We start from the raw sequence: 23,017 nt of genomic DNA on the forward strand, positions 1-23,017 counted from the left end.
GCTCACGGGTGGCGGGAGAGGTAGCCGCCCATCGTCCGGAAGACCTCGCCGGCCGGCAGGTCGGTGCCGTCCTCGGTGCGGACCCGTTCGACCACCAGGCCGTGGCTGCGGCCGCGGCGGGCCTCGGCGCCGGCGACGATGACGATGCCGTCGCCCTCGCGGATGAACACCCGGCCCGGGGTGCCGCCGTAGACGCCCTTGGAGACCGAGGCCTTCAGGACGCGGACGCGCTCGCCCCTGTAGTGGGTGAAGGCGTTGGGGTAGGGGTCGGACTGGGCGCGTACCAGCCGTTCGATGTCCTCGGCGGGCCAGGTCCAGTCGATGTTGCCGTCATCGATCGAGCGCTTGTGGAAGAAGCTGGCCTTGGAGCGGTCCTGGGGCGTCCAGTCGGTGCGGCCGGAGGCGATGAGGTCCAGCGCCTCGGCGACGATGGGGGCGATGAGGTCGACGGTGCGGTGGAACAGGTCCGTGGTGGTGTCGTGCGGGCCGACCGGGACGGCGCGCTGCACCACGATGTCCCCCGCGTCCAGTTCGGCGTTCATCATGTGGGCGGTGACGCCGACCTCCTTCTCGCCGTTGATGAGCGCCCAGATGAGCGGGGAGAAGCCGGCGTAGGCCGGAAGCAGCGAGTCGTGCACGTTGAGGATGCCGTGCCGGGGCAGGGTGAAGATCTCCGGCGGTATCCAGGTGCGCCAGTTGTTGGCGACGATGAGGTCGGGCTCGGCTTCCTTGAGAGCCAGCAGGACGTCGTCGTCGGGGCGGTTGCGCAGCAGCACCGGGACGCCGTTGGCCTCGGCCAGCTCGGCCACCGAGTCGCTCCAGATCTTCTCGTATGCGTGGTCGCTCTGGGGGTGAGTGACCGCCAGCACCACGTCATGCCCTGAGTCCAGCAGGGCGTGGAGGGTGCGATGCCCCCAGGTCTGGTAGCCGAACATCACGACCCGCATCAGCGCTCTCCTTGTGAGGTGAGTGGAAGAAAGGTTAGGCTCGCCTAATTAGGCGAGCCTAACCTAAGTTTGTTGGGGATTCCACCCATGGCTCCCCCTTCCGGACCGCTCTCTCGAAAGGCCTTTCATGCCCACTCCCGAGCAGCCCGTCCACGACCTCGTCGGCATCGGTTTCGGACCGTCCAACCTCGCCCTGGCGATCGCACTGCGCGAGCGCCAGGCGCGGACCGGCGAGCGAATTGACGCGGTATTCCTGGAGAAGCAACTCTCATTCGGCTGGCACCGCGGCATGCTCCTCGAAGGCACCACGATGCAGGTCTCCTTCCTCAAGGACCTGGTCACCATGCGCGACCCCACCAGCGAGTTCAGCTTTCTGTCCTATCTCAAGGCGCGCGGCCGGATGCTGGACTTCATCAACCACAAGACGATGTTCCCCTCCCGCATGGAGTTCCACGACTACCTGGAGTGGGCCGCGGCGCCCTTCGCCGACCAGGTCGAGTACGGCTCGGAGGTCGTCGCGGTCACTCCCGTCTCCGTCGACGGCGCGGTGGAGTACCTCGACGTGGTGGTCCGCCAGGGCGACGGGGAGCTCAGCACCCGCCGCACCCGCAACCTGGTCGTGGCCGTCGGCCTGGTGCCGGTGCTGCCCGACGGGATGGTCGGCGACGAGCGCGTCTGGCACAGCGAAGAGCTCCTGGACCGGCTCCCCTCGCTCACGGACCCGCGGCGCGTGGTGGTGGTCGGCGCCGGCCAGAGTGCCGCCGAGGTGACCGACCACCTGCACGGCCACTTCCCCGACGCCGAGGTGTGCGCGGTGTTCGCCAAGTACGGCTACACCCCCGCCGACGACAGCTCCTTCGCCAACCGCATCTTCGACCCCGACGCGGTCGACCACTACTTCGCCGCGCCCGAGCCGGTCAAGGAGCGCCTGGACGGCTACCACGCCTCCACGAACTACTCCGTGGTCGACCTCGACCTCATCGACGAGCTGTACCGCAGGCACTACCAGGAGAAGGTGCGGGGCAGGGAGCGGCTGCGCATCCTCAACGCCTCCAGGCTCGTCGACGTCGACCGGGGCGTCGCCGAGGGCGTGCGCGCCACCGTCGAGTTCCTGCCCACCGGGGAACGGACCGTCCTGGAGGCCGACGTGGTCGTCTACGCCACCGGCTACCGGCCCGGCGACCCGCTGACCCTGCTGGGCGCCATCGGCGACCACTGCGAGCGGCTGCCCTCGGGCGCCCTGCGCATCGAGCGCGACTACCGGGTCGCCACCTCCGCGCGCCTGCGCTGCGGCATCTACGTGCAAGGAGCCACCGAGCACACGCACGGACTGAGCTCGACGCTGCTGTCCAACACCGCCGTACGGGCCGGGGAGATCGCCGACGCCGTGGCCGGACGCCTGAGCGACACCGGCCGCAGCACCTACGCGTTCTCGCGCTGATTCCCCGCCGCGGTGTCGGCCGACCGCATCGGCCGTCACCGCGGCGGCGCCGCACCCGAACCTGCGCTGCTCCTGGCTACGCGAGCACCCAGGCGACGTCCCTGAGCAGGGCGTGCCGCCAGCCGGCCCGGTCGTGGCCCGAGGCCGACCGCGAGACCCGCACGGTCGCGCCGGCCTGTTCGGCCAGGGTCTCGACCAGCTCGCAGTGCGGCAGCATCCGCGTCTCGTGCTCCCCCACGTCGAACGCGGCCCGCAGCCCGGACAGGTCGGGGCGCCGCCGCAGGCGCTCGGCGATGGCGCCGCCGAGCTGGCCGCCCATGGGGTCGGCCAGGCCGGCGGCCTCGGGCGTCCACCAGAACGACCCCGACTGGCAGGCGACGCCGGACACCAGCTCCGGGAACTCCAGGGCCGCGTACATCGCGCTCAGGCCGCCGAGGCTCTGCCCGGCGACCACCAGCCGGTCCAGGTCGGCGGGCACGCCGCTCTCGGCGACCAGCGGCAGCAGCTCGTCCCGGACCGCCTCCCACAGCTCGGGCCCGCACCCGAACTCGGCGTCCCTGGCCCGCGCGGGCAGGAAGACGAGCGTGACGGCGGGCAGCTCGCCGCAGGCGACCGCCGAGTCGAACGCGGTCATGGCCGGGTGCAGGTACAGCCAGTCGTCCCCGTCGAGCAGCAGGACCAACGGCCCGCCGCCGCCCGCCGGGTGGACGCGCACGGTGCGCCGTCCGCCGAGCCGTTCGCTGGTCCAGCGGAACCGGGTGCGCGGGAGGGGCAGGACGTCGGCGGCACCGACGGCCGGCCAGTGCGGCTGGGCGGGGGCGTCGGGGGTCGCGGCGATGGACCGCTCACCGCCCGCGCCGACCGGGTTGAACGGGTCGGCGCACGCCGCGCCGTCCGTCAGGAACTGGTACGTCACCCGCAGCCGCGCGGGCATGGCCACCTCCGCGTACCAGCAGTCCGTCCCACTCCACCGGCGCAGCGGCACCGGCTCCGACCAGCTCTCGAAGCCGACGCTCGCCGGCGACCCCCGCCAGAGGAACAGGGTCTCCCAGCCATCGCCGGCGGGCACCGACGCGGGCGCCCCCGCCGCCGCCCAGAACTCGTCGGTGCCCGGCTCACCGGGCAACCCGAACCTGGCGAAGGTGTTCTCCATCCCACTCCGTCCCTACCGTCGACCATTGACTAAGGATAGACTTACCTAAGTTTGAAGATCGAGACGGCCGCAGAGCGCCCCAGTGGATCAACCCGTGGATCAAAGGGATGACGCACGTAGATGAGCATGACGCTGGAGAAACGTCCCACGCCCGTGGCCACGCAGGCCCGCCGTCGGCGGGTGGTGGGCCTGGGCGCGCTCGCGGTGGTCCTCCTGGTCGCGGCGGCGGCGTCGCTGGCCGTCGGCGCGCGCGCGTTGAGTCCGGCGGAGGTCTGGCACGGGTTGTTCCCGGCACCGGGCTCCGACCAGCGGCTCACCGAGATCACGCTCATCGTGCAGACCGTACGGGTGCCCCGGACCGTGCTCGCGATCGTGGCGGGCGTCGCCTTGGGGGTCAGCGGGGCGCTGATCCAGGGCTACACGCGTAACCCGATCGCCGACACGGGGTTGCTGGGGGTGAACTCCGGCGCCTCGTTCGCGGTGGTGACGGTGATCACGCTGTTCGGGCTCGCCAATCCGTTCCAGTACGTCTGGTTCGCCTTCCTGGGGGCGGCGCTCGCGGGAGCCGTCGTGTTCGGGCTGGCGAGCATCGGCAAGGGCGCGGGCAGCCCGTTGACGCTCGCGCTGGCCGGGCAGGGGGTCGCGGTGTTCCTGGCGGCGATGACCACGGCGGTCGCGTTATCGGACCAGGCGTCGCTGAACGCCCTGCGGTTCTGGAACGCGGGCACCGTGGCCGGTGTCGGATTCGACGTCATCCGGCCGGTGACCGCGTTCGTCGCGGCCGGGCTGCTGCTGGCGCTGACCACGCTGCCCGCCCTCAACCTGCTCAACCTGGGTGACGACGTGGCGCGGGCGCTCGGCGTGAACCTCGCGCTGAGCCGGACCGTCGGCATCGTCGCCGTCACCCTGCTGGCGGGCGCGACGACGGCGGCGTGCGGGCCCATCGCCTTCCTCGGGCTCATGGTGGCCCACGTCGCCCGGCATCTCACCGGCCCGGACTATCGCTGGCTGGTGCCGTGCGCGGGCCTGCTCGGCGCCGTCATCCTGCTGACCTGCGACATCGTGGGGCGCGTGGTGACCCGGCCGGGCGAGTTGCAGGCCGGCGTCGTCGTCGCCCTCGTCGGCGCCCCCTTCTTCGCGGCGCTGGTGTGGCGCGGAAAGTTCAAGACGGTATGAACGAGACAGCGGTGAAGCGGTCGGTGGCGCCGGGCGTGCGGCTCGGCCGCGCGTCGTTCGTGTGGCGGCCCTGGATGGTGCTCGTCACACTGTTGCTGGCGGTGGCGGCCTTTCTGGTGTTCTGCCTGTCCATCGGCGTCGGGGACTTCCCCATCGGCCTGTCCCAGGTGATCGCCACGCTCTTCGGCCAGGGCGAGCGGGTCGACGAGTTCGTGATCATGGATCTGCGGATGCCGCGCGCCCTGGCCGGGCTCGTCGTGGGGGTCGCGCTCGGGCTGTCCGGGGCGATCACGCAGTCCATCGCGCGCAACCCGCTGGCCAGCCCGGACGTCCTGGGGATCACCGGGGGCGCCAGCGCGGTCGCGGTGTTCCTGGTGACGGTGTCGGGCGGGGCCGCCACGGCGATCGCCGACTCCGTGGGCCTGTCCGCGGCGGCGCTCGCGGGCGGTCTCGGCACCGGCCTGACGGTGTACTTCCTGGCGTGGCGGCGCGGGATCGACGGCCTGCGGCTCATCCTCATCGGCATCTCGGTGAGCGCCGTGATGGAGGCGATCACGGCCTGGCTGCTGGTCACGGCCGACATCCGGGACGTGGCCCGGGCCCAGGCGTGGCTGGTCGGCTCGCTGGACAACCGCTCGTGGGGCGAGGTCTGGGTGGCCCTGTGGTGCGCGCTCGCCCTCGTGGCCGTCGTGTCGTGCGTCGCGTTCCAGCTCAGGCCGCTGCACTTCGGTGACGAGGTCGCGGCGGGCCTCGGCGTCCGGTACTCGATGGTGCGGGCGGTCCTGCTGCTGTGCGCGGTGCTGCTGGCCGGCGTGGCGGTGAGCGCGGCGGGCCCGGTGCCGTTCGTCGCGCTGGTGGCGCCGCAGGTGGCGATGCGCCTGTCGCGGTGCCCGACGCCGCCGCTGGTGGCCTCCGGGCTGGTGGGCGCGCTGCTGCTGATCGGCGCGGACCTGGTGGCGCGTACGGCGCTGCCGGTCAGCCTCCCGGTCGGCGTGGTCACCGCCGCGATCGGCGGCCCTTTCCTCGTCTACCTCCTGGTGCGGGCGAACCTCAAGAAGTAAGGTTAGGCTAACCTAATCTTCCGTGTTACGGTTTTTCTGCTCCTAATAGGGCTTGCAGCGGATTGCACTGAAAGCAAGGGATTCCTGATGCTCCTCCGACGAACAACAGCTACGAAGACCTTGCGGCGGTTCGCAGCGGTGTTGTCCGCTGCGACTCTCGGCGTGGGCCTCGTCGCGGGATGCGGTTCCGGCTCGGCGGACAAGCCGAGCACCGAGACCGCGGCCACCTCGGCGGCCACCGCGGCGGCCCCCGCCACCACGGCGGATGGCGCGTTCCCGGTCACCGTGGAGCACGCGTTCGGGTCCACGCAGGTCGCCAAGGCCCCCCAGCGGGTCGTCTCGGTCGGCTACACCGACGACCAGGCCATCCTGGCCTTCGGCATCAAGCCCGTCGGCATGGTCGACCAGTACCCGAACCCGCCGGGCAAGACCCCCGACGTCAACACCCAGTGGCCCTGGGTGAAGGACAAGTGGGGCGACACCCGGCCCGAGGTCGTCATGAGCAACGGGGACTCCGGCCCCAATTACGAGAAGATCGCCGCCCTGCGGCCGGATCTGATCATCGCGGTCTACTCCGAGATCGACCAGGCCGCCTACGACCAGCTCTCCAAGATCGCTCCGACGGTGGCGCGTACCAAGACCGAGAAGGAGCCGTTCAGCGCGCCGTGGCAGGACAACGCGCTGCACATCGCCAAGGCGCTCGGCAGGGCCGACGAGGGCGCCAAGCTGGTGCAGGGCATCCAGGACAAGCTCGACGCGGCCAGGAAGGAGCACCCCGAGTTCGCGGACCGCACCGCCGTCGCGGTGTCCTGGTTCAAGAACTCGGTCGCGCCGTTCACCACCACCGACGTGCGCGGGCGACTGGTGTCTGGCATCGGCTTCAAGGGCACGCCGGAGATCGACAAGATCGCGGGCGGCAGCTTCTACACCGTGCTCTCCCCCGAGCGCATCGACCTGATCGACGTCGACCACATCTTCGTCATCGCCGACCAGGCGGACCAGACGGCGCTGAAGAACTTCAAGCTGTTCGCCAACCTGCCCGCGGTCAAGAGCGGCAAGGTGTCGTACCTGCTGGACAGCGAGGGCCCGGCGATCGGCGCGGCCATGTCGCAGGGCACCCTGCTGTCCCTGCCGTACGCGATCGACGAACTCGTCAAGTCGGCCGCCTAGCGATGCCGTTGAATGTGTCCTGTCCCCGGCCTGCCGTGGTCCGGGCGTGAGCACCACCGACACGCGCCCCGCCTCCGTCATCCTGCGCACGGCGACCAGCCGCGAGGCCACCCGCTGGGTCGCGGCGTACTGCCGCGAGGCGTCCGGGCTGACGGCCGCCACCGTGCTCACCGCGGTGGCGGGGGCGGCGCTCCAGGTGCTGCCCATGTTCCTGCTCGGCCAGGTGGTCGACGGGGTGGTCGCGGGCGAACCGCCGTCGATCCTGGTCACGATCGGGGTGCTGATGGTGGCCGCCGCGCTGCTCGGCTCGGCGGCCACCACGGCGTCGACGTACCTGATCGGGCGGCTCGGCGCCGACCTGCTCGCGCGGTTGCGGGAGGGCGCCGTCCGGGCGGTGCTGGGCATGCCGAGCGCGCGGGTCGAGCAGGTCGGCCGGGGCGACGTGCTGTCCAGGGTCGGCGACGACGTGGCCGTGGTGTCCAAGGGCATCCGGACGGCCATCCCCATGGTGTTCTCGTCGGGGGTGCTGGTCGTCATCGCCACGGCCGGCATGTTCGGGCTGGACTGGCGGCTCGGGCTGGCGGGCGCCTGCGCGCTGCCCGCGTACGTGCTGGCCCTGCGCTGGTACCTCCCCCGGTCCGCGCCGCTCTACCAGCGGCAGCGGGAGGCCCAGGCCGATCGCGCGCAGGCGCTGATCAGCGGGCTGAACGGGATCGGCACCGTCCGGGCGTACCGGCTGGAGGGGGCCTTCCGCGAGCAGGTCACCCGCGAGTCGTGGCGGGTGCGCGATCTCGGCGTCGAGGTGTTCCGGCTCTTCGGCCGGTTCGTCGGCAGGGAGAACCGCGCCGAGTTCATCGGGCTGGTCCTCATCATCGTGGTGGGGTACGTCCTGCTGGAGGCCGGTGCCGTCACCCTGGGCGAGGCGTCGGTGGCCCCGCTGCTGTTCCACCGGCTGTTCAATCCGCTGGGCGCCATCCTGTTCACCTTCGACGAGGCGCAGAAGTCGGGCGCGAGCCTGACCCGGCTGGTCGGGGTGCTGGGCGAGGCCACGGAGGACAGGCTGGTGGGCCGGGTGGCCGCCGCGCCGGCGGAGGCCGGGCCGTACCCGGTGACGGTCGAGGGGCTGACGTTCAGCTATCCCGACTCCGAGCGGCCGGTCCTGCTGGACGTCAACCTCGTGATCCCGGCGGGCGGCTCGCTCGCGCTGGTGGGGGCGACGGGCGCGGGCAAGACGACCCTGGCGGCGCTGATCGCGGGCATCGGGACCCCGCAGGCGGGATCGGTGCGCATCGGGCCGACCGATCTGGCCGGCCTGGACGAGGCCGGGGCGCGGGCCCTGGTGAGCATCCTGACGCAGGAGACGCACGTGTTCGCCGGTCCGCTCGCCGACGACCTGCGGCTGGCCGCGCCGGAGGCGACCGACGCCGAGCTGATGGACGCGTTGCGCAGGGTCGGCGCCGACACCTGGGTGGCGGCGCTGCCCGACGGGCCGGCCACCGTGGTCGGCGAAGGCGGCGAGCGCCTGGACGGCACCAAGGTCGCCCAGCTCGCCCTGGCCCGGCTGGTGCTGCGCCGATCGCCGGTGGTGGTGCTGGACGAGTCGACCGCGGAGGCGGGCAGCCAGGGCGCCGCCGAGTTGGAGCGGGCCGTGTCGGCCGCGTGCCAGGGCCGCACCACGCTGTTCGTGGCGCACCGGCTGACCCAGGCGATGGCGGCCGACCGCATCGCCGTGCTGGACGCGGGACGCGTCATGGAGCAGGGAACCCACGAGGAACTGGTGGCTCTGGGCGGCAGGTACGCGCGGCTGTGGCGCGCGTGGCAAGAACCTTCATCCTTCGAAAGGGACGGCTGAGTCTTCGATGACGGAACCGAGCACTCGTCTCGTACTGCTTTCTCCCGCCCGCCTGGCCGACGTGCGCCGGCGGACCGGCGAGTACTCCGACGCGACCATCGCCAGGGCGTGCGCCATCGGGCTGGCCTACTGGGCGACGGGCCAGAGCCCCGACAGCCTCGACCTCACCTCCGGCACCCTGTTCGCCGACGTCCTCGGATGGGCCGACAACGGCGGGGACGGGGTCGGCGGCTGGGAGGTCGGCGCGGACGGCCGGAGCATCACCGTCCCCGAAGGCGTCGTGCCGGACGACGCGCAGCTCGCGCTGGACGACCTGGCCGACTTCCCCGATCGGCCCATCGGCACCATCGGCCCGTCCAGCGTGGCGGCGCGGCTCGCGGCCCTGGCCGGGTGGAACGACACCAGGGCCGACCGGGTCCGCCCGACGATCGTGGAGATGTTCCGCGAGCAGGCCCGGACCAGGCCGGACGCCGTCGCCATCGTCGACGGGCGGCGGTCGCTGACCTACCGCGAGGCGGCCGAGCTGTCCAACCAGCTGGCCCACCACCTGCTCGGCCGCGGGCTCACCGCCGAGCAGATCGTCGGCATCTCGCTGGGCCGCTCCGCCGAGATGGTGATCGGCCTGCTGGGCGTGCTCCAGGCGGGGTGCGCGTTCGTGCCGCTCGATCCGCAGTGGCCCGCCGCGCGCCGGGCGGTCGTCATCGCCGACGCCGGGGTCGTGGTGCAGCTCAACGGCTCCGGCGAGCACGACGCGGGCGAGCCGGAAGCCGTGGCGATCGACCTCGGCGACTGGCGGTTCAGGTCGTGTCCCACCGATGACACCGAGGTCGCCGTCCCCGGCCCCGCCCTGGCCTACGTGATCTTCACGTCCGGGTCGACCGGGCGGCCCAAGGGCGCGATGATCCGGCACGAGGCGATCAGCGAGCGCCTGCTGTGGCAGAGCAGGGAGATCCTGGGCTTCGGCCACGACGACGCGTCGCTGTTCAAGGCGCCGCTGTCGTTCGACATCTCCATCAACGAGATCTTTCTGCCGCTGGTGTGCGGCGGCCGGCTGGTGGTGCTGCGGCCCGGCGGCGAACGCGACCCGCACCACCTGCTGAGCGTGATCGCCGAGCAGCGCGTCACCTTCACGTACCTGGTGTCTTCGATGCTGGACGTGCTGCTGGAGATCGAGGGCGACTCGGGAAGCCTGGACAGCCTGCGGCACGTGTGGTGCGGCGGCGAGGTGCTGACCCCGGAGCTGTACGAGCGGTTCCGCACCCGGCTCGACATCCCCATGTACCACGGCTACGGCCCGGCCGAGACGACGATCGGGGTCTCGCACGTCATCTACCGGGGCGCGGCCGAGCGCCTGTCGACCTCGATCGGCAAGGCCAACCCCAACACCGAGCTGTACGTGCTGGACGACGAGCTGCGCCCGGTCCCGGTCGGCGTCGGCGGCGAGCTGTACGTGGGCGGCTTCCTCCTGGGCCGCGGGTACGTCAACGCGCCCGGCCTGACGGCGGCCCGGTTCGTGGCCAACCCGTTCGCCGCGGACGGATCCCGCCTGTACCGGACCGGCGACCTGGCGCGGTTCGCCCCGGACGGGTCGCTGGACTTCCTCGGCCGGGCCGACAACCAGATCAAGATCCGCGGCATGCGGCTGGAGATCGAGGACGTCGAGGTGGGCCTCGCCGAGCACCCCCGGGTCCGGCACACCTGCGTCGTCGCGAAGAAGAACGCGGCGGGCGGCACCTACCTGGTGGGCTACGTGATCCCGGTGGCCGGGAGCGGGGACCTGCGGGCGGACGAGGTCAAGGCGTGGGCCGCCGAGCACATGGTCGAGTACATGGTGCCCGCGCACGTCGTCGTGATGAAGGAGTTCCCGCTCACCGCCAACGGCAAGCTGGATCGGGGCGCGCTGCCGGAGCCGGCGATCGAGACGGGCACGATCGTCCCGCCGGCCACGGACGACGAGCGCCTCGTGTGCGCGGCGGTCGCGTCGGTGCTGCGGCTGGACGAGGTCGGCGTCGACCAGAACTTCTTCCGGCTGGGCGGGGACAGCATCCTGGCGATCTCGCTGCTGAGCGCGCTGCGCGACGCGGGCCTGCACGTCACGGCGACGCAGATCTTCGCCAGCCGCAACGTGGGGGCGCTGGCGGCGGCGGCAAGCCGTGCGGACGTCCCGGCCGTGGACCGCGGGGACGTCGCGACCGGTCCCATCGCGGGGGCGCCCATCGTGCGGTGGCTCGGCGAGAGCACGGACGCGGTCGACGGCTTCGTGCAGTCGGTGGTGCTGAACACCCCGGCGGACCTGACCGCCGACGCCCTCGGCGAGCTGCTCGCCGCCCTGGCCGGGCGGCACGACATGCTGCGCGCCAGGCTGGTGCGCGGCGACCGCTGGGGCTTCGACATCCCGGAGGCCGGCCGGGCCGCCGCGGACTGGCAGACGAGCGACCGTCCGCTCGACGAGTGCGTCGAGCTCGCCGCCGGCGGGCTGGACCCGGACAACGGCGTGATGCTGCGCGCCGTCTGGCGGCCCGAGGCGCGGCAACTGGTCCTGGTCGCCCACCACGTGGTGATCGACGGCGTGTCCTGGCGCATCCTCATGGACGACCTGGCCACGGCCTGGCGGCAGCTCGCCGCGGGCGCGCCGGTCGAGCTGCCCCCGGTGGGCACGTCGTTCCGGCACTGGACGCGGCTGCTGGAGCGGGCGGCGTTCGACGCGGACCGCGGCTACTTCCAGCGGCCGCTGCCGGGGGCGGACGGGCCGCTGGGCCGGCGTCCGCTGTCCGAGTCCGACGTCGTCGCACGTGAGAGGGTCAGGTCCGTCTCGGTCGACCCCGAGGTCACGGCCGCGCTGCTGGGCGAGCTCCCCGCGCGCTTCCACGCGGGCGTCAACGACGTGCTGCTGACCGCGCTCGCCGTCGCCCTCGCCCGGTGGCGCCGCGATCTCGGGCAGGATCAGACGTTCGCGCACATCGAGCTCGAGGGTCACGGCCGCGAGGGACGGTTCGTGGCGGGCGCGGCCGGCTACGAGCCGGACCTGTCGCGGACCGTGGGCTGGTTCACCACGCTGTTCCCGGTGACCGTGGACCCCGGCGCGACGGCCGACTTCACCAGCCCCGACTACCTGTCCGCGGCGCTCAAGGCGGTCAAGGAGGACCTCGCCCGGGTGCCGAGCAACGGCCTGTCCTACGGCGTCCTGCGGTACCTGGGCGGCACCGGGTTCGCCGCGCCCGCCCCGCAGGTGCTGTTCAACTACCTGGGCCGCTTCGACGCGGGCGCGAACGGGGACTGGCAGCTCGCGGGCGCCACGGGGCAGCTGGGCGAGCGGCGCGACCCGCGGATGCGCCTGCCGCGCGTCCTGGAGTTCAACGCGATCGCCGAACCCGGCGCGACCGGCGCATACGAGCTGCTCACCACCATCTCGTGGCCGGACGGGGTGCTCGGCGACGAGGACGTCGCGACGATCGGCGAGCACTACCGGGCCGCCCTGGGCGGGCTGGCCGGGCTGGCCGCGCTCGACCGGGGCGGCCACTCCCCCAGCGACTTCGCCGCGGTGGCCCTCACGCAGGCCGACGTCGACGCCCTGGACGGCCCGGCGCTGCGGGACATCCTGCCGCTCACCCCGCTGCAGGAGGGCCTGTACTTCCACTCGGTCTTCGACGACGACTCGGCGGGCAGCTACGTCGAGCAGCAGATCATGACGCTGGACGGTGAGGTGGACGCCGACCGGCTCGCGGCGGCGGCCACCCGGCTGCTGGAGCTGTACCCGAACCTGGCCGCGCGGTTCGTGGCCCTCGCCGACGGCCGCGTGGTCTCGGTGCTGAACAGCGGCGTGGAGGCGCCGTTCACCACGCTGGAACGCCCCGGCGTCACCGAGGACGAGATCCGCGACTACGCCGAACGGGACCGCCGCGCCGGGTTCGACCTGGCCACCGGCCCGCTGATGCGCTACACCCTCATCCGCACGGGCCCTGGCCGGAACGTCCTGGTGCAGACCGTGCACCACATCATCGCCGACGGCTGGTCGGTGCCCCCGATGCTGCGCGCGCTGCTGACCGAGTATCACGCGCCGTGGACCGCGTACTCGCAGGGCGGCTTCCCCGACTACGTGCGATGGCTGGCCGCCCGCGACGGCGACGAGAGCGACCGGGTGTGGCGCGATCAGCTCGCCGGTCTGCCGGGCCCTTCGCTGGTCGCCGAGGGGCACGCACCGTCCGGCCGGTTCGCCGAGACCGCCGTGGAGCCGGACGACGACGTCGACGCGGCCGCCCGTGCGGCGGGTGTGCCGCTGAGCGTGGCCGTGCACAGCGCGTGGGCGGTGACGCTGGGAGGCATCCTGCAGGGTGAGGACGTCGTGTTCGGCTCCACGGTGTCCGGGCGGGACGCGGACGTGCCCGGCGTGAAGGACATGGTGGGCCTGCTCATCAACACGATCCCCGTACGCGCCCGTTGGGACGCCGGCACCACGGCGCGCGAGCTGCTCGCCTCGGTGCGGGACCACCAGAGCGCGGTGCTGCCGCACCAGCATGTCTCCCTGACCAGGATCGGCCGCCAGGCCGGCGGCGGTGCCCTGTTCGACACCCTGGTGGTGTTCGACGTGGCGACCGACGTGGAGGGGCTGCGGCGGCCCGGCGACGAGTTCGCCGTCGCCGGCATCGTGAACGAGGGCGCCCCGCACTACCCGCTGACGCTGGTGGTGGAGCGGCGAACGTTCGGGCCTGAGAGCGGTAGCTCGCGTGACCAGCGAAGGCCCAGTGAGCGCGACCATTCAACACAGCAGCGCGCGCTCGACGGCCGTCCGCGCTTCAACCTGATCTACGACGGCGAGCTGCTGGGCGAGCCGCGCGCCCGGGCGATCCTGCGCGCGTTCACCCGGGCCCTGACCGGTCTGCTCACCCGGCCGGACGACCTGGTGCCCCGCGGCGCCCGGTCACCTGCTCAGGTCACCTCCGCGACCTTGGGCGAGCTGTTCGACGCCGCCGCGAGCCGCGACCCGGCCGCCACCGCCGTCACCCAGTGCGCTCTCGACGGCGGCACCCGGTCGCTGACCTACGGCGAGCTGGCGGCGGCGAAGAACGAGCTGGCCGCGGCGCTGCGCGCGGCCGGGGTCGGGCCGGGCAAACGGGTCGCGGTCGCCGTCCCGCGCTCCCTTGAGCAGGTCGTCGCCCTGGTCGCGATCGTCACCGCGGGCGGCGCGTACGTGCCGCTGGATCTGGCGTACCCGGACGAGCGGCTGGAGTACATCCTCGCGGACGCCGCCCCGCAGGTCGTCCTCGTGGACCGCGAACACCGGGACCGTTTCACGGAGCTGTCGGCCAGGGCGGGTCTGGCGGCCCGCGTGCTCACGCAGGGGGACGAGCTGCCGCTGGACGGCACCGCGCCCGAGGTCGGCCGGCACGACCCGGCGTACGTGATCTACACCTCCGGATCGACCGGCAGGCCCAAGGGCGTCGTCGTCCCGCACTCCAGCGTGGTGACGCTGCTCGCGAACACCCAGCCCGACATGGGCTTCGGCCCGCGGGACGTGTGGGTGCAGTTCCACTCCTACTCCTTCGACTTCGCGGTGTGGGAGCTGTGGGGCGCACTGGCGTACGGCGGTGAGCTGCTGGTGCCGGAGTACGGGCTGACCCGCTCCCCGGTCGACTTCCACCGGCTGGTCCGCGAGCGCGGAGTGACCGTGCTCAACCAGACCCCGTCGGCGTTCTACCAGTTCATCGAGGCCGACCGGCACGCCGGTGAGCCGGTCGGCGCGCTGCGCCGGATCATCTTCGGCGGCGAGGCGCTGGATCTCGGGCGGCTGCGCGGCTGGGTCGAGCGGCACGGCACCGGCTCGCCCGAGCTGGTCAACATGTACGGCATCACCGAGACCACCGTCCACGTCACGCACCGGGTGCTGACCGACGAGGACTTCGCCGTCGGCGGCGACGTCAGCCCGATCGGCGGCCCGATCCCCGGCCTGGTCACCTACCTGCTCGACGACCGGCTCCGGCCGGTGCCGCCGGGCCGGGTGGGCGCCATCTACGTCGCCGGCGACCAGGTGTCGCTCGGCTACCTGGGCAGGCCGGGGCTGACCGCGAGCCGGTTCGTGGCGAACCCGTTCGCGGGCGACGGCTCCCGCATGTACCACACGGGCGACCTCGCCCGCCGCACGCTCGACGGCGAGCTGGAGTTCGCCGGGCGGGCCGACGACCAGGTGCAGCTCAAGGGGTTCCGGATCGAGCTGGGCGAGGTGGAGTCCGCGATCAGGGAGCTCGACGGCGTGGTCGACGCCGCCGTGACCGTGGCCGGCAGCGGCGACCACCTGGTCGCGCACGTGGTGGGCCGGGTGCCCGACGACGTCACCGGCCTGCTGTCGGCGAAGCTGCCCGTGCACATGGTGCCGGGCCGGGTGCTGCGGGTCGGCGCGCTGCCGCTGACGGTCAACGGCAAGCTGGACCGCGAGGCCCTGAGCGAGCAGGCCCTGAATGAGGGACCCGCGCTGGACGGCGCACCGGTGCTCGTGAGCGACTCCACCCTCGCCGCGCTGGTCGGCGTCTTCGCCGACCAGCTGCCCGGCTGCGAGGTGGACGGCGACACCGACTTCTTCAGGGCCGGAGGCGACAGCATCGTCGCCATCACCGTGGTCAACCGGGCCAGGGCGCTCGGCCTGCCGATCGCCCCACGGGACGTGTTCCTGTTCAGGACGCCGCGCGCACTCGCGGAGCACCTGGGGACGCGCGCGCCCCAGGCCGTGGAGTCCGTGCCCGCGGCCCGCGAGGACGGCCCGCTGACGCCGACGCCGATCATCCTGCGCCAGCGGGGGCTGGGCGGCTCTCTCGCCCGGTTCGCCCAGGCCAGGGCACTGGTGGCACCTGAAGGGACCGGGTTCGCCGACGCCGGGCGCGCCGCGAACGCCGTCGTGGCCGCGCACCCGGCCCTCCGGCTGCGGCTGCGCGTCGAGCACGGCGTCTGGGCGCTGCGCACCGAGCCCGCCCGCGAGGTGGCCGTAGCCCTGACGGACGCGACCGACGCGACGGCCGTGGCGAACGAGGCCGCCGGACGGCTCAACCCCGAGTCCGGTGAGATGATCACGTTCTCGTGGCTGGCGGCGAGCCGGACCTTGGTGGTCACCGTGCACCACCTGGCCGTGGACTCGGTGTCCTGGCTGGTCCTGCTGGACGACCTGGCCGCCGCCCTGCACGGGGCGGCCCTGACGCCGCCGACCACGTCCTACGCCGAGTACGCCGACGCGCTGGCGGCCCGGTCCGCCCAGGTGATCGACGGCATCGAGCACTGGGTCACCACGCTGGAAGCGCCCGCGCTGCTGCCTGCGGTCGGGGGGCTGCGCGAGCTCACGGTCGAGGTCGCGCCCGACGTGACCGCCCGTGTGACGCGTACCGCGCCCGCCACGCTCGGCGTCGGCCTCACCGAGCTGCTGTGCGGCGCGCTGCGGACCGCTCTGACATGCGTCCAGCCGTCCCCTACCGATCTCGCGATCGAGCTGGAGCGGCACGGCCGGGTCCCGGTGCTCGAACACCACGACTACACCCGTACGGTCGGCTGGTTCACCTCCATCGCCCCCGTACGGCTCACCGCGCACACCGACCCGGTCGCGGCGGCGCGCGAGCTCGCCGAACGCCAGCCGGACGAGCGCGGGCACGTCGCCTACGGCCAGCTCAGATACCTCAACCCGCAGACGGCACCGCTGCTGACCGCCCGCCCGCAGGTGCTGTTCAACTACCTGGGCCGGGGCAGCGAATCCCAAGCGCTACACATCGCCGGCGGCGACCCGGGCAGCCCGTACGCCGTCGAGGTCAACGCCTGGATCGACGCGGCCACCGGAAGCCTGCGCGCGGCCTTCACCCTCGCCGAGGGCATCCCCGACGAGCTGGCCGAGCACTGGCGGCGCGCTGTGGAGCGGATCGCGGACGCCTGCGCGACGGCCGAGTGGACGGCGCCGGTGACCCCGCTCCAGCGGGGCCTGTTCTTCCAGGCCCAGCTGGCGGGCTCGGCCGGACATTACGTCGCCCAGAACTACTTCACCTTCGACCGGCGCCTGGACACCGGCGCCCTGGCCGAGGCGATGGCGTACGTGATCGCCCGGCACCCGGTCGTGGGCGCCGGATTCACCACCGACGACGGCGGCAACCCGGTCCAGGTCTTCGCGGCGGGCCGGCGGGTCGAGGTCCGCACGGTCGTCCTGTCGACAAGCGCTGAATCGGACACTGCGGTCGAGGCCCTGCGCGCCCGGGACCGCGACACGGGCTTCGACCCAGGCGAGCCGCCGCTGATCCGGCTGACCGTGGTGCGCCTGCCCGGCGAGCGCGACGGCCTGCTGCTGAGCTACCACCTGATGCTGTGGGACGGCTGGTCGCGCGAGATCGTGCTGCGGGACCTGTTCGACGCCTATCAGGCCGTCGTCGCGGGCCAGCCGCTGGACCCTTCCCCGGCCACGCCGAGCTTCGAGGACTACGCGCGGGCGCTCGACGCGAGGGACCCGTCCGCGTCGGAGCGCTTCTGGGCGGAGCACCTGACCGGCCTCCCCGGCCCGACGCTGCTGGCCGGGCCGTCGCCGTCGCTTCCCGACACTCTGCCGCCCGCCCTCGTACGCACGCTGTCCGCCGAGCAGTCGCAGCTGCTGCGGGAGGCGGCCAGGACGCACGGCGTCACGCTGAACTCGGTGCTGACCGGCGCGTTCGGCCTGCTCCTGGGCGCGCACACCGGCAGGAGCGACGCCGTGTTCGGCATGACCGTCTCCGGCCGCGAGGGCGAGGGCCTGTCCGGCATCGTCGGCGTGCTGCTCAACACCGTGCCCATGTGGACGCGGGCCCGGCCGGACGACACCGTCCGCGGCTACCTGTCCGGCGTGCAGGCGGCCAGGGTCGCGGCGATGGAGCACGAGCACCTCGGGCTCGGCGAGATCCAGCGGGCCAGCGGGCACGACACCCTGTTCGACAACCTGTTCGTGCTCCAGAACTTCCTGGACATGGACGCCTTCGCCGCCATGAACGCCAGGCACGGCATCACCGGCGTGCGGGCCGACGACTCCACGCACTACCCGTTCACCTGGGTCGTCACCCCCGGCGACCGGCTCACGGTCAAGCTGGAGTACCGCGACGGCGACGCGGAGCGCGCCGGTCGCCTCCTGGGCGACTACCTGCGCGTGCTCGACGACCTGGCCCGCGCGAGCGGGCCGGTGGGCGCGCTGCCGGGCCTGGGTCCTGAACCCGAGCCGGCCGGGCGTACGGACGTCGGCACGGACACCGTGGTCGACCGGTTCGACCAGGCGGCGGAGCGCGGCCCGGAGCGGGTCGCGCTCGTGGCCCACGGCAGGACCATGACGTTCGCCCAGCTCAGGGAGCGCAGCCGCGCGGTGGCCGGGGTGCTCGCCCGGCGCGGCATCGGCCCCGAGAAGACCGTGGGCCTGGCGATCCCGCGCTCTCTCGACTCGATCGTGGCGCTGTTCGCCGTGCTGCGCGCCGGCGCCGCGTATGTGCCGCTGGAGCTGGACCACCCGGACGAGCGGATCGCCGCGATCGTGGCGGACGCCCGCCCGGACGTGATCCTCACCGTGAGCGCGGTCTCCCCCCGGCTGACCGGCGACCTGATCGAGCTGGACCGCCCCCTGCCCGAGGCCGAGCCGTTCACGACGTTCGCGCCGGACGACCCGCACCGCCTGCGGCACCCCGCGTACACCATCTACACCTCCGGATCGACCGGGAAGCCCAAGGGCGTGGTGACCGAGTACGCGGGGCTCACCAACATGCTGATCAACCACCAGCGCCGGATCTTCGAGCCGGTGCTTGCGGAGCACGGGCACCGGGTCTTCCGGATCGCGCACACCGTGTCGTTCGCGTTCGACATGTCGTGGGAGGAGCTCCTGTGGCTGGCCGACGGCCACGAGGTGCACATCTGCGACGAGGAGCTGCGGCGCGACGCGCCCCGGCTGGTCGAGTACTGCCTCGAACACGGGATCGACGTCATCAACGTGACCCCCACCTACGCGCAGCAGCTCGTCGCAGAGGGGCTGCTCGACGACCCCGCGCGGCGGCCCGCTCTGGTGCTGCTGGGCGGCGAGGCGGTCACCCCGGCGTTGTGGCACCGCCTCGCCTCGACCGAGGGGACGGTCGGCTACAACCTGTACGGCCCCACCGAGTACACGATCAACACCCTCGGCGTCGGCACCTTCGAGTGCCAGGACCCGGTGGTGGGCGTGGCGATCGACAACACCGACGTGTACGTGCTGGACCCGTGGCTGCGGCCGGTGCCGGACGGCGTGCCCGGCGAGCTGTACGTGTCGGGCATCGGCATCGCGCGCGGCTACCTCGGGCAGAGCGCCCAGAGCGCGCACCGGTTCGTCGCGTGCCCGTTCGGCGAGCCCGGCGAACGCATGTACCGCACCGGGGACCTCGTGCTCCGGCGGCCCGACGGGAACCTGATGTACCTGGGCCGCACCGACCAGCAGGTCAAGATCCGGGGACACCGGGTCGAGCTGGGCGAGGTCGAGGCCGCGTTCGAGGCGCACCCGGCGGTGCGGTTCGCCGCCGCGGTCGCCCAGCCGGATCCACAGGTCGACGGCGCGTACCGGCTGGCCGCCTACCTCGTGCTGGGCGGCTCCGACCTGGCGGCGGTCGCCGCCGAGGTGGGCGCCGGGCTGCCGGACTACCTGCGGCCCACGCACTACGCCCAGGTCGACGCCATCCCGCTGACGGTGAACGGGAAGGCCGACGCCAAGGCGCTGCCGGAGGCCAGGCCGCTGGGCGCGCTGACCACGGCGGCCGAGCGCGGCCCGGCGACCGAGACCGAGACCGTGGTGTGCGAGCTCTTCGCCGAGGCGCTGGACCTCGACGACGACGAGGTCAGCGCGGTGAGCGACTTCATGTCCCTCGGCGGGCACTCCATGCTGGCGGTGCGGCTGATCGGGCTGCTCCGCCGCGAGTACGGCCCCGTGATCACCGTACGCGACCTGTTCACCCTGCGGACCCCCGAAGCGATTGCCCGGCACCTCGATGACAACTCCTGACCAGCACACGGGGTCCGGCATCCTGCGGACCGCGCTGCGGCGCAACGCGGGCGCCATGGCCTGGGGCACCGTCCTCATGGGCATGTACCAGGCCGGCGAGACCGCCTTCCCCATCGCACTCGGCCTGATCGTCGAGCACACGATGCAGGAGCGCAGCCTCGGCGCCCTCGCCTGGTCGATCGCCGCGCTGGCCGTGATCATCACGACCGTGTCGATGTCGTGGCGGTTCGGGATGCGCATCCTGCAGAAGGCCAACACGACCGAGGCGCACCGCTGGCGGGTGCGGGTCGCGGCCTGCGGCCTGCAGCCGGTGGCCAGGGACGTCGACCTCAAGTCCGGCGAGGTCCTGACCATCGCCACCGAGGACGCCGACCAGACCGCCGACATCATCGAGGTGGTGCCGCTGCTGATCAGCTCGATGGTCGCGGTGCTGATCACCGCGGTCACGCTGGGCATGGCCAGCGTCTGGCTCGGCGTGCTGGTGATCGTGGGAACCGTCGCGATCCTGTCGATCCTGAGCGTGCTGTCCAGGCGCATCGGCACCGGCACCCGCGAGCAGCAGGCCCGGGTCGCGCGGGCGGGCGCGAAGGTCGCCGACCTGATCACCGGCCTGCGGCCGCTGCACGGCTTCGGCGGCAACCACGCGGCGTTCCTGTCCTACCGGAAGGTCAGCACGGAGGCCAAGAGCCAGGCGATCACCGTCGCCAAGGTGAACGGCGCGTACGCCGGCACCGCGCAGGCGCTCAACGCGATCCTCGCCACCGCCGTCACCCTGATGGCGGGTGGGCTGGCGTTCACCGGCCAGATCACCATCGGGCAGCTCGTCATGGCCGTGGGGCTGGCGCAGTTCATCATGGAGCCGCTCAAGCTGTTCTCCGAGATGCCCAAGTACGTGATGATCGCGCGCGCGTCGGCCGAGCGGATGGCGCTGGTGCTGGCCGCGCCGCCCGTGATGACCCCGGGGCCGGAGCGCCCCTCCGCGGGCGGGGACCTCGAGGTCGACAGCGTCCGGTACGGGTCCCTGCGCGAGCTGAAGTTCCACGTGCCCGCGGGCGAGTTCGTGGCGATCGCCGCCTACCAGCCGCGCGCGGCGGCCGATCTGGCGTCGATCCTGGCCGTGCACGTCCCGCCCGGCACGTACGAGGGCGTGGTGCGGGTCAGCGGGCGGGAGCTGGCGGACCTGTCGATCGAGGCGGTCCGCGAGCACCTGCTGGTGAACCCGTACGACGGGGAGATCTTCGCGGGCACCCTGCGCACGAACATCGACCCGGCGGGCGCCGGCCGCATGGTCGCCGAGGCCGTGGAGGCGTCCATGCTGATCGACGTCGTCGCCCTCCACCACGAGGGGCTCGACTACGGCGTGCGCGACCGCGGCGCCAACCTGTCCGGCGGGCAGCGCCAGCGGCTGTCACTGGCCCGCGCCCTGGCCGCCGACGCCGACATCCTCGTCCTGCACGACCCGACGACGGCCGTGGACGCGGTCACCGAACAGCTCATCGCGCGCAACCTCTCGGAGCTGCGCCGCGACCGCACCACCATCGTGATCACCAGCAGCCCGGCCCTGCTGGACGCCGCCGACCGGGTCCTCGTCCTGGACGGCGGCGTCATCACCGCGGAGGACACCCACCGCAACCTCCTCACCTCCGACGAGACCTACCGCCTGGCCGTGGCCCGGTGACGTCAAGACAACCCAGAAGGGATCGAGCATGACCACCAACCCGTTCGACGACGCGGACGGCCGCTTCCTGGTCCTGGTCAACACCGAGAACCAGCACTCCCTGTGGCCCTCGTTCGCGCAGGTCCCCGGCGGCTGGACCGTCGCCTTCGCCGAGAACACCCGCGCCGCTTGCCTGGACTACATCGAGAGCCACTGGACCGACCTGCGCCCGCGGTCCCTGGCCGAGACCGTGGACGGCTGACCGGGGCTCAGCCGAGCACGCAGCTCACCTGGGGCGGCATGTTGGCCGCGTTGTTCCAGCTCGCGATGAAGCCGAACGTGGTGGACGCGCCGACCGGCAGGCCGCCGTTGTATGCGGCGTTGCGTGCCGTGACGGTGGCGCCGTTCTGGGTGAGCACGGTGTTCCATGACTCACGGGTCTGCTGGCCGTCGGCGAAGGTGAGGGTCGTCGTCCAGGCGGAGGCCGCGCGCGAGGAGGTGTTCTTCACCGTGACCTCGGCCTGGAAGGCGCCGCCCCACTGGGAGATCACCCGGTAGGCGGCGGTGCACAGGCCGTCGCCGGGAGGCACGGTCGGGGTCGGCGTGGGGCTGGGCGTGGGGCTGGGCGAGGTCGGCGGGATCACGCCGTCGAGCACCCGCGCGAGGGGCGGGAACCAGCGGTCGGCCATCTTCCGGAAGCCGGTGTCGTTGGGGTGCACCCCGTCGCCGGTGTCCGTGGCCGGGTCGAAGCCGGTCCACTGGTCGACGACGACTATGGGCGACTGCGCGGTCGTCAGGCCGGCGGCCCAGCCCGGGATCGCGTTGTCGAGCGCCGTCACGCTGGCCGCGCAGGTGGTGCAGCCGGACGGATTCATGGGGATGATCTGCGCCACGACGATCTTCATGTTGGGGTTGCTCGCCCGCATCTGGCCGACCAGCTTCGTGTACGCGGCCAGCACGGCCGAGGTGGGGATGAAGCCGCCCCACATGTCGTTGGTGCCCAGGTGCATGAGCACGATGTCGGGCCTGGCCGCGGCCAGCCACGGCGGCAACTGGTTCTGGTCGGCGATGCCGGTGGCGGAGTAGCCGCCGTGGCCCTCGTTGTCGCCGTCGTAGGAGTACCCGTAGTTGCAGCCGCCGTCGGGATCGCTGCCGACGAAGTCGATGCCGGCGTATCCGGCGGTCTGGAGCTGGTGCCAGAGCATGGCGCGCCAGCAGCCGGGGCCGGCGGTGATGGAGTCGCCGAGCGGCATGATGCGGACGGCCGCCGCCGCCGACGTCGCGGGCAGGGCGGCCCCGAGGGTGACCGCCAGGAGGAACGCGGTCAGGAGGGCGTAGAGGTGGGACCGGCGAAGCATCGGTGACTCCCCGTGTGAGGGCGGCCCGAGCGTGCCTTTGACCGTAACGTCTTGCACTCTCTCGGCCACTGTGGGTATGGTTCGAGTGATCGAACGGGAAGGCGATAGCCAAGCCCATCGGGAGATCGTGTCCTTGTCGGTACAGCTAGGCCGCCGGAACGGCGGTGACAGCGCGTGGAGACTCGGGGTTGCCCGGGTCGGTGAAGCGCGAA

Annotated in this window: 11 protein-coding genes; 8 read left to right on the top strand and 3 right to left on the bottom strand. The window is 72.7% G+C overall.

Going from position 1 to position 23,017, the window contains the following annotated elements; all coding sequences use genetic code 11:
- Nucleotides 1-2: 2 nt before the first annotated feature.
- Nucleotides 3-947 carry a methionyl-tRNA formyltransferase gene (locus tag ABZS69_RS23835; RefSeq protein ID WP_355376260.1) on the bottom strand — a complete coding sequence of 315 codons (945 nt, stop codon included), beginning with the start codon at nucleotides 945-947 and terminating at the stop codon, nucleotides 3-5.
- A gap of 127 nt (nucleotides 948-1,074) precedes the next feature.
- Between ABZS69_RS23835 and ABZS69_RS23840 the strand changes: the two genes are divergently transcribed.
- Nucleotides 1,075-2,388, top strand: coding sequence for a lysine N(6)-hydroxylase/L-ornithine N(5)-oxygenase family protein (locus tag ABZS69_RS23840; RefSeq protein ID WP_355376262.1), 1,314 nt, complete (start codon nucleotides 1,075-1,077; stop codon nucleotides 2,386-2,388).
- A gap of 76 nt (nucleotides 2,389-2,464) precedes the next feature.
- Here the strand turns inward: ABZS69_RS23840 and ABZS69_RS23845 are convergent, their stop codons facing one another.
- Nucleotides 2,465-3,541: an alpha/beta hydrolase-fold protein gene (locus tag ABZS69_RS23845; RefSeq protein ID WP_355376264.1), complete on the bottom strand. Its 1,077-nt coding sequence runs from the start codon at nucleotides 3,539-3,541 to the stop codon at nucleotides 2,465-2,467.
- 120 nt (nucleotides 3,542-3,661) lie between these two features.
- Here ABZS69_RS23845 and ABZS69_RS23850 point away from each other — a divergent pair, with 120 nt between their 5' ends.
- The 7 genes from ABZS69_RS23850 to ABZS69_RS23880 all read left to right on the top strand — a co-directional run bounded on the left by ABZS69_RS23850 (nucleotide 3,662) and on the right by ABZS69_RS23880 (nucleotide 21,709).
- Nucleotides 3,662-4,717, top strand: a complete 1,056-nt coding sequence (locus tag ABZS69_RS23850) for an iron ABC transporter permease (RefSeq protein ID WP_355376266.1) — start codon at nucleotides 3,662-3,664, stop codon at nucleotides 4,715-4,717.
- On the top strand, nucleotides 4,714-5,778 hold the full coding sequence (locus ABZS69_RS23855) for an iron chelate uptake ABC transporter family permease subunit (RefSeq protein ID WP_355376269.1): 1,065 nt from the start codon (nucleotides 4,714-4,716) through the stop codon (nucleotides 5,776-5,778). The genes ABZS69_RS23850 and ABZS69_RS23855 overlap by 4 nt, the downstream gene beginning before the upstream one ends.
- A gap of 138 nt (nucleotides 5,779-5,916) precedes the next feature.
- A complete protein-coding gene (locus ABZS69_RS23860; RefSeq protein ID WP_355376272.1) occupies nucleotides 5,917-6,948 on the top strand; it encodes an iron-siderophore ABC transporter substrate-binding protein in 1,032 nt (343 codons plus the stop codon).
- A 46-nt stretch (nucleotides 6,949-6,994) separates the two neighbouring features.
- Nucleotides 6,995-8,800, top strand: a complete 1,806-nt coding sequence (locus tag ABZS69_RS23865; RefSeq protein ID WP_355376275.1) for an ABC transporter ATP-binding protein — start codon at nucleotides 6,995-6,997, stop codon at nucleotides 8,798-8,800.
- Nucleotides 8,801-8,807: 7 nt separating this feature from the next.
- The gene (locus tag ABZS69_RS23870) at nucleotides 8,808-19,790 is read left to right on the top strand and encodes an amino acid adenylation domain-containing protein (protein ID WP_355376277.1); all 10,983 of its coding nucleotides are present in this window, start codon (nucleotides 8,808-8,810) and stop codon (nucleotides 19,788-19,790) included.
- Entirely contained in the window at nucleotides 19,777-21,468 is a 1,692-nt protein-coding gene (locus tag ABZS69_RS23875) for an ABC transporter ATP-binding protein (protein WP_355376280.1), read from the top strand. The genes ABZS69_RS23870 and ABZS69_RS23875 overlap by 14 nt, the downstream gene beginning before the upstream one ends.
- Before the next feature lie 28 nt (nucleotides 21,469-21,496).
- Complete coding sequence (locus ABZS69_RS23880) at nucleotides 21,497-21,709, top strand: MbtH family protein (RefSeq protein WP_355376283.1); 213 nt, start codon at nucleotides 21,497-21,499, stop codon at nucleotides 21,707-21,709.
- Between the two features lie 7 nt (nucleotides 21,710-21,716).
- Here the strand turns inward: ABZS69_RS23880 and ABZS69_RS23885 are convergent, their stop codons facing one another.
- Nucleotides 21,717-22,805 (bottom strand): cellulose binding domain-containing protein, encoded by a 1,089-nt coding sequence (locus tag ABZS69_RS23885; RefSeq protein WP_355376285.1) that lies wholly within the window; start codon nucleotides 22,803-22,805, stop codon nucleotides 21,717-21,719.
- Between the last annotated feature and the right edge of the window lie 212 nt (nucleotides 22,806-23,017).

This window comes from Nonomuraea sp. NPDC005650 (assembly GCF_040605375.1).
Taxonomy (GTDB): Bacteria; Actinomycetota; Actinomycetes; order Streptosporangiales; family Streptosporangiaceae; genus Nonomuraea.